Genomic DNA, 15,298 nt, shown 5'->3' with positions numbered 1-15,298 from the left:
TTCACATGTCAACAACACACGCACAGACACGTTTTAACAGTACTCTTACATCTCAATGCCAAAATTGTAGTTTGAGTGCTCTCTGTCTGCCTATTGCCCTAGCAGATGAAGACATCAATAAGCTAGATCAAATTATCGAACGTAAGAAACCGTTAAAAAAAGGAGAATTTCTTTTTCGCCAAGGGGAAATCTTTGATTCGGTTTATGCTGTTCGCTCTGGGACATTAAAAACCTTTAACATTACATCCTATGGTGAAGAACAAATTACTGGTTTTTATTGTCCTAGTGAGTTGGTTGGTCTAAGCGGTATAGATTCGAGCACTTACCCGGTTTCTGCTAAAGCATTGGAAACAACGACAGTTTGCGAAATCCCGTTCAGCCATTTAGAAGAGCTATCCGCACAAATACCATCGTTAAGACATCAATTATTTAAAGTGATGAGTCGAAAAATTTCTGACGATCAACAAATGATGGTATTGCTTGGTAAGAAAAATGCGGATGAAAAAGTAGCTTCTTTTTTACTAAATCTATCCAACCGATTCAAAAAACGCGGCTATTCTGCAAGCTCTTTTCGACTTTCTATGTCCCGTGGAGAAATAGGAAACTATCTTGGACTTGCTGTCGAAACTGTAAGCCGCGTCATTACCCGCTTCCAGAAAAATGAGCTAATACATGTAGATGGCAAAGAAATTGAGATAGTCGACTTCCCAGAAATGCAAAAACTCGTTGGGATTGCGAGTGATTGTGGTAAAATCGCCAACATTTGATCGATAAATTAAGGCGTTACTAAATATGCTCTACGATGATTTTTATGTTAAATCACTAATACAAACAGTGGAAGACTGGCCAAAAGAAGGCATTAGTTTTCGTGATATTACTCCTATCTTTAGTGATCCTAAAGGTATGAGGATGGTTGTTGACGCCTATGTTCACCGATATATGTCTACGGATATTACACATATTGCTTGTATTGATGCTCGTGGTTTTTTGATTGCTGCCGTACTTGCTTATGAGCTTCAAAAACCTCTTATTTTAGTGCGTAAGAAAGGTAAGCTTCCAGGTAAAACTATTTCACAAAAATACGATTTAGAGTATGGTGAAGCGGAATTAGAAATCCAAGAAGGTGCAGTCAAAGCTGGCGATGAAGTTTTGTTATTTGATGATTTAATTGCAACAGGTGGAACACTCTTCGCAGCAATAAAACTTCTAACACAACAAGGCGCTAATATAAAAGAAGTAGCTGCTATTATTGATTTACCAGATTTAGGCGGTAGCCAAAAGTTAAGAGACAGTGACATCCCGGTCTTTTGTCTTTGTGCTTATGATGGTGAATAATTTTATAATTGTAGCTAACGTAAAATAGAATAAGACAAATAAAAAAAGGTGGCATGAGCCACCTTTTTTTATTTGTCTTATATCCATAATCGTTTTTTTAAAAATCAACAACAGCACCAACGGAGAAGCCTTTGTTAATTTCCTTACGACTATCATCATCATAAACAATAACAGTATTACCATAACGAATGTAAGCACGAGAATTGCGCATCGTCATGTATTCAAGACGAAGATCATAAGTATACATATGGTCTAAGTTAGAAAAAGATAATACTTCTGGAGAGTAGTATAGAGAGCCATAAATGCTTAAACGATTTGCTTGTTGAAGTGTATAACGATACCAGCCGCCAAGACTAAGAGCAGCTGATACTTCATTTTCATCATCATTCAAGTCTGCATCAATAACATACAAACGAACCCCTAATCCAACTTGTAGCGGTCCGCCATCTCCTTCAGAATCTTCTACAGTTAAACCAATATGACCTGTAGATGAGTTTTCATCTGAATCATGAGTTACGCCAGCATTAAGACCAAAACTACCTAAATCTAAATTAACATCACCTTGCACAGTCTCATTAGTTAAACTGACTCCTGCCGTTGACGCATTAACAAAAGAAGACCCTAAAATGCCAAATGTTAACAATAAAGCTTTATGCATAATATTCATTTCTATTATCCTATAATGAAATAATATTTAATCGATCAAAAGCAGATGGTATTTGCTTTAAACCTTTGAAATCAAATAATTCTTTGTCTGCTAGATGTGATGGAACCACATTTTGAAGAGCAGTGAACATAGAATCTGTTCTACCTGGGAAGTCTTTTTCCCATTTTTTCAACATGTCTTTAATAACCTGTCTTTGTAAATTATCCTGTGAACCGCAAAGATTACAAGGAATAATCGGATATTCTTTCATAAGGGCAAATGCCTCTATGTCTTTTTCTTTGCAATATGCTAAAGGACGGATAACAACATGCTTACCATCATCACTCAGTAATTTTGGCGGCATGGATTTCAATTTTCCGCCAAAAAACATATTTAGAAACATTGTTTCTAAAATGTCATCTCTATGATGACCTAGAGCAATTTTGGTAGCACCAATTTCTTCAGCAAAACCATACAAGGAACCACGTCTTAGACGAGAGCATAAACCACAAGTGGTTTTTCCTTCTGGAACGATTTCTTTTACTATGCTGTAAGTATCACGTTCCAGAATATGAAAATCTACCCCCAGACCTTTTAGGTATGCAGGAAGAATATGTTCTGGAAAGCCGGGCTGCTTTTGATCTAGATTGACAGCAATAATACTAAAATCAATTGGAGCACTGGCTTGCAGGTTCCTTAAGATTTCTAGCATTGTGTAAGAGTCTTTACCACCAGACAAACAAACCATAACTTTATCACCCTCTTCAATCATATTGAAGTCAGCAATAGCTTGGCCCGTTAATCTACGGAGACGTTTCTGGAGCTTATTTTGCTCCAATTTTTCTTTAGGTCGACTAGATAAATCCATCATATACACGCTATAAACAAAACGCGCATATATTACTATAAGGATCTAGGTATCGCATCAAAAATGGATGTAATAATGTAAAAGTACATAAAAAATCACTTTTTTTACTTTTACAGCAAATAACAATTTAGATTCTAGACCTAAAAAATAATTTTGAATTGCAGTTCTTACAGATATATTGAACACCTCCTTGTGCTCTTGTATGCCGGCGCTTAGTGAAATCATGCTGCTGGCATTCACAATGGTATTGATAAATTTCTTTTGGGGGAGGAATATCGAAAGTATGAGTTCTATCTGGTTTTATACCATAAACCTTCATCATTACAGCCTGCCATTCCTTTCCATGAGGCTTGACTGTACTTCCATAAATTTGAAATACGATAATGTGAGCCACTTCATGGGGAATAACAGTATCAATGAATCTATTTGGATCCTGTTGATACATAAAATAATTAAATCTAATTTCATTTTTTTGTAAATGCGCAGTACCTGCAGCTCGCCCTCTTTGTTTAAAATTACAACTCGCACGTTTAAACCTATTATTGAAAAAAGCATCTGCCTTATCAAAACAAAGATTAACACTCCCAATCACGGTATTCATTACATCTGGTGCTACGTGATTTTTTTGAGATACTGAGATCATTATGCAATAACCTCATTAATACTGGCGTCATGTATGATTTTGATTAAACTGTCTGCGAAAATAGCCACTTTTTCTTTTGGTAACCCGGTTAAACGACTTAATGATGCTATAGAGTTCGGTTTATGCAAACAAATGAGTCTAAGCTGAGAATCACTTAAATCAACATCATTGAATGATTTTTTCCAAGATAGGATTCGATGTAAGCTAATATTATCAGCTGATAGCTGGTCTTCATTTAATATTGGATAATAACGCTCACTGGGGATAATAATCTGTATATTACCTTTTAATATAGCTCGAGCTTTTTCATTAATTTGAACAGTAAAAACACTAGATTGCCCTAATGTAATGTATTCATAGGCAATAAGGTGGCGAATTATAGACTTCCATTGTGCCTCTGCAAGTTCCTTTCCTTTTCCAAATAGCGATAATGATTCAGCTCTTATTAAACTAGTTGCTCTCGTTTTTTTACCTAGTAATATTTGAATCAAAACAGAAAATGGCTGCAAACCTTTAGTGTGGTAGATAAGAGACAAAAGCTTTTGACTTGCTGTCGTCATATTCAACTCTGAATGACTACCAAGGCAGCGATCACAAAAACCACATTCTGAAATTCTTTCATCGAAGTGAGAAAGTATATTTTTGCGCCTGCAACCTCTACCTTCTAAAATACGAAAAAAATCACCTAAACGTTGAGAATCGCTTTCAGACCCTGAAGGCTGAAGTACAATAAACTGCTGAGCCTGCAACATATCTTGCAGACCATATAGTAAAAGAGATTTAGCAGGATTACCGTCTCGTCCTGCGCGACCAACTTCCTGAAAGTAGGCTTCAGGGCTGCTGGGTAAATCTAAATGAACGACAAAACGTACATGAGCAATATCGATCCCCATCCCGTAAGCAGTTGTCGCAACCATAATTGTGCCATGTTGCTCAGAGAATAACTTATGATTGATTTGTTTCTCTGAATCTGTCATCGCTGCATGATAGCTTAAACTAGACAATCCTAACTCATTAAGCCAATGAGCTAGCTCTTCTGTTTTCTTTCTAGAACGACAATAAATAATACCACTTTCACCAGGAACCTCATTATGAAGAAAATACAAAATCTGTTGCTTGGCTTTTCTCTTCTGGGCAATTTGGATATGAATATTAGAGCGATCAAAACTGCTATGCATAACAAGACAGTTATTCAACTGTAATGATTCTTTAATTGTATTTATTGTGTTTTTATCGACAGTTCCTGTGAGAGCTATAATTGGCACGGTTGGAAAAGCTGCTTTCAATTGACCAAGCTGGCTATATTCAGGCCTGAAATAACTTCCCCATTGTGAGATACAATGTGCTTCGTCAATGGCGAATAAGGAAATATCGAAGCTATGTAAAAAGCCCATAACAGATGACTGAACAAGCTTCTCTGGTGACAAATACAGTAAATCAATATGCTTATGACGTAAGGCTGAAACTAAATCGTGTTGCTCACCTGGGTTTAGAGTTGAGTTTAGAAATTTTGCGCGGACACCTTTTCTATTTAATTCTTCAACCTGTTGTGACATTAAAGACAATAAGGGGCTAACAATAATAGCTACACCATCTAGGATAAGCCCAGCTGCTTGGTAAGCCAAAGACTTACCTCCTCCAGTCGGTGCTGCGAGCAAAACATCTTGGCCTGAGCATAACGCGTCAATTGCTTGTTCTTGCAATGGGCGGTATTCAGTGTAGCCTAAACGGGAAAGTACCTGTTTCTTTAAGTTCATTTTGGAATTATCTCTTAACAGCGCACTTTCTGCATCGATTTTTCACCTTCTTTTCGCTAAAATCGAATACTAAATTTGTATTAAGGAAATATCTACATGGCGCACCAACCTCTTGATGACCTTGAGTTAGAGACGTTAGAAAATTTTTTAGAATCAGATCAAGTCCATGAAGAATGTCAGAACTTTGTGATGGCTCATGGTTTCTTAACCGCATTATCTATTTGCCCTGTTAGTATTCCTGAAGAAAAGTGGTTACCTGTTATTTTTGAAGACACACCTCAGTTTGATAATGAGAAACAAGAAAAGCAAATTCTTCAGTATTTATCTCGTCTCTTTTTAGATATTCAAAAAGAACAAGAATCAGAAGAAGGCTTTTTGATTCCCTGTGAATTAGAAATGGGAACATCCCCAGAAGAACTCAGTGAGCTACAAGAATGGGCAACTGGTTTTATGGAAGGTGTATTTATGACCGAGGCCAACTGGTTTGAGTCTGAAAAAGAAGAAGTGGTCGCCGAACTTCTTTTGCCAATTATGGTTGCCTCAGATTTATTTGATGATGAAGAAGTGGTACAGATTCGCTCGAGTGAAAAACTGACTAATTCCTGTATTGCTCAAATCCCAGAAGTTGTAACAGATTTATTTTTAGTTATGCGTACTGAACCGGAAAAACGACCATTTCCTAAAGCCTCTCCAAAATCTAAGCATCAAGGAAATAAGAGCAAAAATAAGAAAAAGAACGGTAAAAAAGCATAAAATCAATACCCATCTATGATTTATGGATGGGTGTTTCTAAGTGCTACAAGCGTTATATCATCTAACTGCACTGAATTACCTAGATATTCTGTTAACTTATGAACTGCCATTTTCTGAGCTTCTAAAAGACTTTTATCAGCATAGCTTTCTAAAATAAGATGTTCTACTAGGTTATTGCCTAACATTTCACCATTATTCTTTTTCAACTCCAGAACACCATCAGACACTATGACAAGAGTATCTTCAGCATTAAGCTTATTATTCTTGAAGTCACTCTCAAACTCCGTGAACGAAAGCACACCTAAGGGCATATGATTAGACTGCAAATAATCCATCTCCCCACTTTCTCGACGTATAAATGCGTTTGGCATTCCTCCGCCCCAATATTCAAGTTTTCCATCTGGTGACATCAAAATAAGATAGCCTGCACAAAACATATAATCTGGCAGAATATTGAATAACATCTTATTAATTTGAGACGCAAGTTCTTCTACTGGAGTCAAATCATCTACAGCATCAAAAAATGCCTGCATAACAGGTAATGCACCAATAGATGCAGGCAACCCATGACCTGTGAAATCGCCAACAAATACAAGACGAGCCCCATCAAAGCGAGTTTTGACTAAAGCTAAATCACCATTAAAACTTGCCGCAGATAATCGCGTTATAGCGGCATGCTCAGAATTATTTTCACTTCTGTTTTGTATATGATTGAGAACTTGATGAGCCATTTCATGTTCGCGTTCGATCATTGTTTGATAATACGTAAGTGCTTTATTTTTACGATACATCTCCTTCATCAATTCAACATGACGAACATGAGTTTTAAGACGAATATTGAATAATACCTCATTGAATGGCTTAGGAATAAAGTCATCGGCGCCAGATTTAAAACACTGATCCATCACGGAGTCAGACGCATGAGAAGAAAGAAAAATAATGGGAACAAAGCGACTACCTGATAAGCGTTTGATATTTTGGACTAGCTCAAAAGCATTACCACCTTTAAGGATAACATCTAAGGTTACTATATCAGGAGCATAATCGATAAAGGCTAATATGGCTTCATCGTATGTTGCCACACTTTTAACTTGGATGTTTTCTTTTTCCGCACATAAGGAAAGAATTTCGCGATAAACTGGTTCACTGTCTACGCATAATAATTTCATTAAAATAGCGCCCTTATTGAATGCTAAAGCGCTTGTCGAAACGTGAAATCATTAAAATATTTTTAATGAAATCATTAGCACCCTTAAGCTCTATATCACTGCTTGGATTAACTGAATTACGCATACTTAACAGCATGCCCAAAGCCGCACTATCTAAATACTCAACCATATTCATATCTATAACATAAAGTTTATATGGTTTCGGTAAATCGCAATAAGCTGCACGAAAATCATTAAACAAAGAAAAATCAAAGTTTCCAACTATGGTGATAGTTGCAATATCTTGCTTGTCATTAACCGTTACTGAAATACTCATAAGCTACCAAGCAAAGGCTATTCGCCCTTCTCTCCTCCGTGACATTTTGGCGAAGAAGGAGCAAGTAAATTACGCTCCTGCCATTCTTTTATTGAATACAAATGCATTGCAAGAGCATGAATTTTTGTCATTTCTTCTTTCAAGATGCTATAAACAAGCTGATGACGCTGAACGAGCCTTTTACCATGAAAAACATCTGTTACTAACACCAGTTTAAAATGTGACTCACTGCCTTGAGGCACATTATGCATGTAACTCTCGTTCTCAAGAGTCATATAATGAACATTCATTTCATCTTTGATGCGTTGATCAATTTGTGCCTGTACTGTCATATTTTTCTCTATTATACCGTTGGCAGACTATCTAATTGGCCATTAAGGAGTACTTGCCCTTTCTCTTTTGGATAAGCAACATCAATAGAAACAGCACCACCTTCACGCCACACACTAATAATAGTATCCATATTGGCAGCCATAACAGCACGCTTATCATCTGGAGCCGCTGCAATAACTTGCAAGCCAATGTCTTTCATGAAGCCCATGCAAGTTGATGTTTTAACCATATCAATTTTATTGAATGCCTCATCAAACATAGCTAATGAGAACCCACCCACAATATCGCCATCCATAGTTTCATGTAAACGATATGTTGTAGACAATGCCGCAGCAATGGCTAAATAGAATGGAATCTGATGCTCACCACCGGACCCCGTTTGGATACGTTGACTCAATGTAGTTTTTTTATTCCCTTCTGCGTCAAGGATATCAACCTCGAAATTATAGAACTTACGGTAATCAGCTAGATCTTGCTGTTTTTCTTCATCAGAAATAAGTTCTTGAATCGAAGCTATCGCACGAGCATGTTCAGGGTCATCGCTTAATTGAGGATCAAACAATCCACCAACATTTGCCTGATCTTGAGCGCTAAAACGTTCAACAAGATCCAAAATGTCTTTCATATCCCCATTTGGGTAATATCGGAATTGATAAATTTCATGGTTGAATGGGCGACGTTTAAGGCTGTGATTCAACTCTTTAATAATGTGTGCAACTTGATCCAAAGAGTCTTTCAACTTAGAGACATAATCAGAACGGAATGTTTCTTCAGCTTCTCGGCGTGCTAACTCAGCTCGTTTAGCGTATTTCGCCAACTCTGTTTCGCTCAACACATCAATTTGGTAAGAAACATAATGTTCAAACTCTTCAAACTTAGATTCTAAATAATCCAGTTGAGTGTCATTATCTAGATTTGCCTGATGGTATTTAGAGTAATGATCGGCCACTTCTTTACGAACTTTTTGATCAAAACTACGGGCTTTTTCACTGGCCTTGTCTGCTCGACTAATTGCCTCTTTATAAATCGCAGCACCATTAACCATACTACTTTCGAGTAACGCATAACGTTCGCTTGCAAACTCAGCATCATATCTTGGGTTAGAAGTTAAGCGATTTCGTTCTTCATCAAGCGCAGATAACGCTGAACTTAATTGGCTCTTCTGTGTATTTAATGCACCGAATTGTTCTGCAATTTGTTGGCGCTCACGATCACGTTTTTTCTGCTCTAACTCGACATTAGTAATACGAACTTTTAGTTCTTCAATTCGTTCTTGAAGGTCTGTGTCGTCATGTTTTTGCAGTTGAGCAATCTCAGCCTCTACAGAGTCAAGTTCTTGAGTTAATCGTGTAACAGCATGACTTGCATTACCAAGTGATTCCGTATCAAACTGATTGTTCGCCATGATTCGACCTAATAATGAATCAGCTTGCTCAAGGCGTTGGTCTGCTTTTAAGAAGCCCATCAACTCGCCACTTAACTTAGCAAGCTGAGTCTCTCGTGATTCACGCATACCTTCAGTATTAATACCAACCATCATGTGAGGCACAGACCGAATCGTTGAAATCGTACCTGATAATTTCAACATGCCATCTGCAGTCATGGCACTGTCTTCGCGTAATAGTTCACGTTCTGTTTCTACAGGTTTAATGCCACCTAAACGACGATTTAAATAAGCTTGAGCATGATCATTATTACAACGAATAAAGCGCAATGCTGAATTTTGATCACCACGGTTTAGCCAAAGTCTGGTCTGAGTCGTATCAACAACACGACAACCCATCAACTGACGACGATGAGCACGGAAAACTCGAATAGCTTCTTCCGCATCATCGGGTTCAACAATAAGTGCTTCACGCTGAGCGCCTAAATACCCCTCAATTGCGTCTTGCCATTTACGGTCGGTTACTTCTGCCAAATGGCTTAGTGGGGTCGCTATAATATTGGCTTCTTTTAGTAAAGCAATTAAACGCTTTGTATTTTGTGATAATGGGCTCACGCCTCCTTTCAAAGATGAAACATCAGACTCTAATTGCTTACATTCATCTTTCAAATTTAAAATGGTACGGTTCAATTCTGAACGTTGTCCAAATACTTGAGCTTTTTCTTTATCGAGCAGTGTATTTAGTGCATTCAGTTTTTGAGTTAGTGGTTTAAGGTTACCTTCAACTCGACCGTCTTCTGTAATTAAACCATCAAATACAGAGAACTCTTGTATCAAGCTGATTGTATCTTTGGAAAGTAAATCTTCAAACGAACTAAGAGATGACAACAACAAAGTCAGTTGGCGCACCTGTATGATCGCTTTTTGATCTTGTTGACCTTGCAATACTAAAAGCTTTTTACTTTGCTCAAGTTGCTGCAACTTCAAACCAACATCAGAATGTTCGTATTGTTGTTCGAAGCGGAGTAGCTGACTTTGTAATTGTTTCAATAAACTGGCTTGTGTTGCTAGCTCTTCTTCAATCTCTTCTTCACGTTCTTTTTGCAATTCATATTGGTCTTGAATCTCATCTTGTTTGCTACCAAGTTCATCAAAACGCGCTTCTGTTGCTATCCATTGATAGTTAACGGCACTCTGTTCTTGTTGGTGTTTTTTCTCACAATCTAACTGAATGTTTTTTAAATCATCAATACGACTAGAGACTTCCAAGGTTTTCGCTTCAAGATGGCGGTATTCATTTAAAGACTTTTGATATGCACCAACCTGAAGAGGAGCTTCAGCGAGAACAAAGTCTTGAACAAAGCGAGTCGGAGAAGCAATCGGAACAAATTTAAGGGCGTTTTTAAAGTTTTTCAAAAAACTATCTAGTGTAATTAATTTGTCCGAACTAGGGCTTAACTCTTCAAGATAGCGGTTAATATATTGTGTTGCTGATGCACTACCTGATTTGATGTATGGGTCAAGACACACTTTTTTTAATGACTCACGCACTTCAACCCAAGGTTTAGCTTTATAACTTTTTCCTTCCATGGCATCAATAAAATCAGATTTTCTTGCGCCATGATTCGGCAATACAAAGCGACCTAACACATCTTCCTCTGGAGACGCTAATGAAGCGCTAAGAGCCAAACCAACTGATGATTCATTACCTGTAATACTGTCCTCGAAAACCAAAGCTAAGTAGCTTGTTGCATCTTGTCTTGGTTGAGTACCAAACACTTTCGCGTTGGCTTGACCTGAATCTATCATACCTAGAATATAAGACCGAATACTACGCCCACTGGCTTTACCATCATTAGCACTGGCGTTGTAGTTCAAATGACGCTTACTAGCACCAGTCAATACCGTTTGAATGGCATCTAACAAAGATGATTTGCCTGAGCCAGTTGGTCCAACAATAGCTGTATTACCACGGATATTGATTTCTTCTGCACCAAGTAGGTACCAATTTACTAATACGATTCGATTGAGCTTTTTCATATTTTGGCCCTAGTCCTGGTTAGTTTCTGATGTTGTTTCGACATCCAAATCTGATTCAATATCATCTTCATCAGGATCGGCGCCATTAAAAGACTCTAACTGTCTCAAATAGGCTTCTGTAACAATGAGTCGAACAACTGGTGTAATGTTAATAACTTGGTTTTTACTGTCTTCTTCATAGGTTTTGCCGCGTATCAAAACACCATGACGGCTGAATAAAGCCAGAATATCTTTAAAACGAGTTTCACTTGGAATTTCTCGTTTCACAAGATGAACAAAACGGTCCAATATCGTATGAGTGTTGGTTGCAACAAAACCGTTATCGACTTCAAAATTTTCAATTTTTTCTTCGTAAATCTGACGAAGCACCAACAAAAACAAGGTTTCATCAGTTCTTAAACGAACAAAGGCTTCTTTTTGAACGGGTAATACACCAGCTAGACGTTCATTTTCGTTGATATAAAGTTTCATGCCCAAAGCATCAAATAATTGATCAAAGTAGTCTTGGTAAGCTTCTAATAATAAGTAATGCTTACGCTGCCCATGTTTATAGGCGCTCGCAAACTGGTTTGCGACAATAAAATTGGCTGTCTGTTGAAATTCTTGAGCGTCTTTACCAGACTCTTCCACTACTTTTTTTAATTCTTTAAGCATTACGCTTTGCTCCTACGTACCACATTAAATTCGCGACATTCTACGAACCCATGTACATCCAAATACTGATTGGTAAAGTGTATTTCAAAAAAATCTTCGAGTTTCTTAGCGGTTACACCGAGTGAACCTATGTATCGTAAATGGTCGAAACAGACAAAATCTTCTACGGATTCAATAGTGAAATCTAGAATATGTTTAGTTTTCTCAGAAGCCATTTGTTTCTCTAGGTAACTCTGCATTTTAGGTATGGTTACTTGTCGTGCTTCGTGAAAGCGGCGCTGTTGATCTCGAATTTTTATCGCATCAGCTGACACTTCTGTTGGGGTCATTACTCGTGGTGGTGGTGGTTCACGCCGTTTAGTTGGTTGTGCTGCTGAAGCAACACCAATAAAACGAGCACCGACGACCTCTTTCAAGATTGGCAGTTTTTCATATTTAGCGATATCAGAAATAATTCCTGTAATCTTATTAGCCATACCAGGACGAGAACTATCCATATAACGAGCTGTATCAGCAGCTCGCTTCTCTAGTCGATAACGGTATTCATCAATACGTTCCAAACGTTGTTCGATATTGCCAAACGTTTGCATGATATCACGACAGTCTTTTTCAACCATGGCTTGTGCTTCTGCCATAGTAATGAGTTGTTGATCAACATAACATTTTGCAATCTGCCCAAGAGTTTCCGGATTAGCAAGAAATTCTTGAGTTAGCTCTAAAATCTGTCGCCTAAAGCGAAAAGGGTTATTGCTTGTCTTAATCGTTTTATAATCAGCAATAAGTATTCCTTCTACAAACAAATCGAAGAAGCCTGCCACTATTGCTTTAGGGTCTCTACTTGCAAACAGTTCTTTTTGTAAGCTGCGAATACCAAGCAATATTTGATTAAGGTGTGCAGAGAAATCTCTTGAAGCTTCTGCTGACTGACGCAATGTAACGCCTCGTTCTTTAGGGTGCTTTGCGACAGCTTCTAAATTACTGAGTATGCTTAGTACTGTCGCACCATAGTTTCGCTTGCCATGACGGCTGATTTCCACCAAAGAACGAAGCAACATAGATATCTGTGGCGTCATCAAAACACTGACACGATAAAGCTCTTGCTCTTCCACCAACCAGCCCGTATTGACAAGGCGATGATAAATCCGCAGAGCATAATCATGAATAGTTTTTGGGGACTCAAATGATTCTTTTTGATCATCATGCCACGCAAAAGTGTCTACTTTATGTAGAGTATCTTCTATAGACTCTATAATCGTCGACTTATCTTTTATAGGATCTTCGGCGTGATCATAAAAAACCTCAGCAAGGTCTGTTAGCACTGCTTCTATCAATGCTCTATTTGAACCGCTTAATGCCTGGAATATTTCATCAGGTAGATGTCTAAATAACATTAATTCGGCTCCATGAATCAACTAAATACAACATTTTAAACCTTGCCTAAATGATTAGCGATGACTGCCTGCATGGCTTCTTTTACTAATGAATCATCACCAATAGGTGGTAGCAATTCTATCTGTAAGTCTTCTCGTTGCAGTGCATTTATTTGTGCAGGTACATCATGTCTTAAATGTCGTCCTACAGCTAAAAATAATGGTAGTACAGCTACCATACGCAAGCTCTCTGTAAGTCCAGCAACAATATCTTCTAACGATGGAGATGTTAATTCCATATATGCGAGACTGACATTACCTTCGCCATAAATATGACAAACATCTTGGTACAGTGATTCAAAGGGTTCTTTCCAAAGAGGATCTGGACTTCCATGTGCAAGAAGTATGATGTGATCGTATTCTTTGCGTAGCATTTTGATACCTAATGTTTCTTGAACACCCATTTTAGCCATCCTATGCCAGAAAAAGAAGGTGCATTGTAAAAATACATTACATTCTTCTAACCAAATATTATAAAAAGGTATAACTCATTATTTTACGGAAAGCATTGATCCTATTTCGCTTTTTATGCGTAATAAATATATTAGCCGAAAACATAAGGTACAAAACATGAATATTCTGATATCTGGTGCAACAGGATTTATCGGAACTTCTTTGATAGAAAAATTATTGCAAGCTAATCACGAGATTTACGCTATCACAAGAACAAAGAGCACTAAATTACATTCAAACGTAAAGCAAATAAGTTTAAATGCCATTGCTTCGTTAGATCAAGAGTTTGATGCTTTCATCAATCTTGCGGGTGAAAATATTGCCAGTAAACCTTGGACAAAAAAACGCAAGAAAGAATTGTATGATAGTCGCATAAATTTAACCAACCAAGTTAAGGAAAATCTAAAGTCCCCTCCTAATCTTGTTATATCTATGTCAGCAGTGGGTTTTTATGGGATAGCCCGAGATGAAATTTTCGATGAGTACAGCTTACCTATGCAAGGCTTTGCCCATGAGTTATGTCGAGATTGGGAAACCTCGGCTAATGCATTCTCAACCCCAAATACTCGCGTGATTATATTTAGGTTAGGTGTTGTACTTGGAGTCGGAGGGGCTCTTGATAAAATGCGAATACCTTTTTTGTGTGGACTAGGAGGACCAATTGCGGGTGGACATCAATGGTTTTCATGGATTCACATTAATGATGTTATTCAAGGAATTATGACCGCTATAAATGATGAGTCCCTCATAGGGACTTATAATCTAGTGGCTCCACAACAAATAACACAAAGGCGATTTGCGGAAAACTATGCCTCAATACTAAAGCGACCAGCTTGGATATCTGCACCAAAATTCGTATTTGACATTATTTTTGGTGAGATGGCTTACCTACTCACACATGGAGGGCAAGTCATTCCAGAAAGGTTGAGAAAATATGGGTTTAAATTTGAATTCACTGAGATAAAAGAAGCATTACAAGACATTGAAAGACAATACAAATCTCGCTAACGTTTCTTCTTCAATTCAGGCAAGCCTTTATTATCATTCAGTGTATTGGTGCATTTTGGATAAGTGATACAGCCCCAAAAATAACCGTTTTTACTTTTTTTCGAACCAAGTAGTGACCACAAGCTCTACAAGGATATTTTTTTGTACTCGATGGTACACCACTATCATCCTCTACCGTGACCTTACAATCAGGGTAATTAGAGCACCCCCAAAAGCTATTATCCTTAAACGTCTTTCTCCTTAAGGTACTTTGGCATGCAGGGCACAAATAACGCTTAGCCCTTACTGGTTTTCCAGCCTCATCATTAGCAGTATAATTGCAAACTGGATAAGATTCACACCCCCAAAACGAGCCATTAGAACCCTCTTTGAGTACTAATAAGCTTTCACATTTTGGACAGCGATAGCGTACTTTTGCCGCTGTAATTTGCGCATCACCTTGCTCTAAAAACTCTTGTTCCCAGTTAGAGACAGAATGCGGATTTTTTTTAATGTCTTTTTCTGTCACG

General features: G+C 37.8%; 16 protein-coding genes and 1 pseudogene. 4 read left to right on the top strand and 13 right to left on the bottom strand.

Annotated elements, in window-relative coordinates; translation table 11 throughout:
- Positions 1–5: 5 nt before the first annotated feature.
- A complete protein-coding gene (fnr, locus tag AC0L3Y_RS14275) occupies positions 6–767 on the top strand; it encodes a fumarate/nitrate reduction transcriptional regulator Fnr (RefSeq protein ID WP_473465133.1) in 762 nt (253 codons plus the stop codon).
- A gap of 25 nt (positions 768–792) precedes the next feature.
- The gene (locus AC0L3Y_RS14270; RefSeq protein ID WP_473465128.1) at positions 793–1,335 is read left to right on the top strand and encodes an adenine phosphoribosyltransferase; all 543 of its coding nucleotides are present in this window, start codon (positions 793–795) and stop codon (positions 1,333–1,335) included.
- Between the two features lie 97 nt (positions 1,336–1,432).
- Here the strand turns inward: AC0L3Y_RS14270 and AC0L3Y_RS14265 are convergent, their stop codons facing one another.
- The 4 genes from AC0L3Y_RS14265 to AC0L3Y_RS14250 all read right to left on the bottom strand — a co-directional run bounded on the left by AC0L3Y_RS14265 (position 1,433) and on the right by AC0L3Y_RS14250 (position 5,249).
- Complete coding sequence (locus AC0L3Y_RS14265; RefSeq protein ID WP_473465123.1) at positions 1,433–2,002, bottom strand: YfaZ family outer membrane protein; 570 nt, start codon at positions 2,000–2,002, stop codon at positions 1,433–1,435.
- Positions 2,003–2,012: 10 nt separating this feature from the next.
- The gene (gene ttcA, locus AC0L3Y_RS14260; protein WP_473465118.1) at positions 2,013–2,852 is read right to left on the bottom strand and encodes a tRNA 2-thiocytidine(32) synthetase TtcA; all 840 of its coding nucleotides are present in this window, start codon (positions 2,850–2,852) and stop codon (positions 2,013–2,015) included.
- A gap of 124 nt (positions 2,853–2,976) precedes the next feature.
- Entirely contained in the window at positions 2,977–3,492 is a 516-nt protein-coding gene (locus AC0L3Y_RS14255) for a SprT family zinc-dependent metalloprotease (RefSeq protein ID WP_473465116.1), read from the bottom strand.
- The gene (locus AC0L3Y_RS14250; protein WP_473465111.1) at positions 3,492–5,249 is read right to left on the bottom strand and encodes a RecQ family ATP-dependent DNA helicase; all 1,758 of its coding nucleotides are present in this window, start codon (positions 5,247–5,249) and stop codon (positions 3,492–3,494) included. The genes AC0L3Y_RS14255 and AC0L3Y_RS14250 overlap by 1 nt, the downstream gene beginning before the upstream one ends.
- A 96-nt stretch (positions 5,250–5,345) precedes the next feature.
- Here AC0L3Y_RS14250 and AC0L3Y_RS14245 point away from each other — a divergent pair, with 96 nt between their 5' ends.
- Positions 5,346–6,002, top strand: a complete 657-nt coding sequence (locus AC0L3Y_RS14245; protein WP_473465107.1) for a UPF0149 family protein — start codon at positions 5,346–5,348, stop codon at positions 6,000–6,002.
- A gap of 20 nt (positions 6,003–6,022) precedes the next feature.
- Here the strand turns inward: AC0L3Y_RS14245 and AC0L3Y_RS14240 are convergent, their stop codons facing one another.
- From AC0L3Y_RS14240 to AC0L3Y_RS14210, 7 genes are read right to left on the bottom strand one after another with little or no spacing between them, the layout of a single operon-like run.
- Positions 6,023–7,171, bottom strand: a complete 1,149-nt coding sequence (locus tag AC0L3Y_RS14240; RefSeq protein WP_473465101.1) for a SpoIIE family protein phosphatase — start codon at positions 7,169–7,171, stop codon at positions 6,023–6,025.
- A gap of 13 nt (positions 7,172–7,184) precedes the next feature.
- Positions 7,185–7,487: an STAS domain-containing protein gene (locus AC0L3Y_RS14235; protein WP_473465097.1), complete on the bottom strand. Its 303-nt coding sequence runs from the start codon at positions 7,485–7,487 to the stop codon at positions 7,185–7,187.
- A 17-nt stretch (positions 7,488–7,504) separates the two neighbouring features.
- Positions 7,505–7,819: a BolA family protein gene (locus tag AC0L3Y_RS14230; RefSeq protein ID WP_473465094.1), complete on the bottom strand. Its 315-nt coding sequence runs from the start codon at positions 7,817–7,819 to the stop codon at positions 7,505–7,507.
- A gap of 11 nt (positions 7,820–7,830) precedes the next feature.
- Complete coding sequence (locus AC0L3Y_RS14225; protein WP_473465091.1) at positions 7,831–11,244, bottom strand: SbcC/MukB-like Walker B domain-containing protein; 3,414 nt, start codon at positions 11,242–11,244, stop codon at positions 7,831–7,833.
- A gap of 9 nt (positions 11,245–11,253) precedes the next feature.
- Positions 11,254–11,898: a DUF4194 domain-containing protein gene (locus AC0L3Y_RS14220; protein ID WP_473465088.1), complete on the bottom strand. Its 645-nt coding sequence runs from the start codon at positions 11,896–11,898 to the stop codon at positions 11,254–11,256.
- Complete coding sequence (locus tag AC0L3Y_RS14215) at positions 11,898–13,289, bottom strand: Wadjet anti-phage system protein JetA family protein (protein WP_473465085.1); 1,392 nt, start codon at positions 13,287–13,289, stop codon at positions 11,898–11,900. The genes AC0L3Y_RS14220 and AC0L3Y_RS14215 overlap by 1 nt, the downstream gene beginning before the upstream one ends.
- 35 nt (positions 13,290–13,324) lie before the next feature.
- Positions 13,325–13,732, bottom strand: a complete 408-nt coding sequence (locus tag AC0L3Y_RS14210; protein ID WP_473465082.1) for a sirohydrochlorin chelatase — start codon at positions 13,730–13,732, stop codon at positions 13,325–13,327.
- A gap of 166 nt (positions 13,733–13,898) precedes the next feature.
- Here AC0L3Y_RS14210 and AC0L3Y_RS14205 point away from each other — a divergent pair, with 166 nt between their 5' ends.
- Positions 13,899–14,789, top strand: coding sequence for a TIGR01777 family oxidoreductase (locus AC0L3Y_RS14205; protein ID WP_473465079.1), 891 nt, complete (start codon positions 13,899–13,901; stop codon positions 14,787–14,789).
- Here AC0L3Y_RS14205 and AC0L3Y_RS14200 read toward each other — a convergent pair.
- Positions 14,786–14,911, bottom strand: a complete 126-nt coding sequence (locus AC0L3Y_RS14200; RefSeq protein WP_473465076.1) for a topoisomerase DNA-binding C4 zinc finger domain-containing protein — start codon at positions 14,909–14,911, stop codon at positions 14,786–14,788. The genes AC0L3Y_RS14205 and AC0L3Y_RS14200 overlap by 4 nt on opposite strands.
- 89 nt (positions 14,912–15,000) lie before the next feature.
- A pseudogene (locus AC0L3Y_RS14195) lies at positions 15,001–15,297 on the bottom strand (topoisomerase DNA-binding C4 zinc finger domain-containing protein); the annotation flags it as partial.
- Between the last annotated feature and the right edge of the window lies 1 nt (position 15,298).

Source organism: Marinomonas sp. GJ51-14 (genome assembly GCF_055808695.1).
This window is presented reverse-complemented; position numbering and strand designations above follow the sequence as displayed.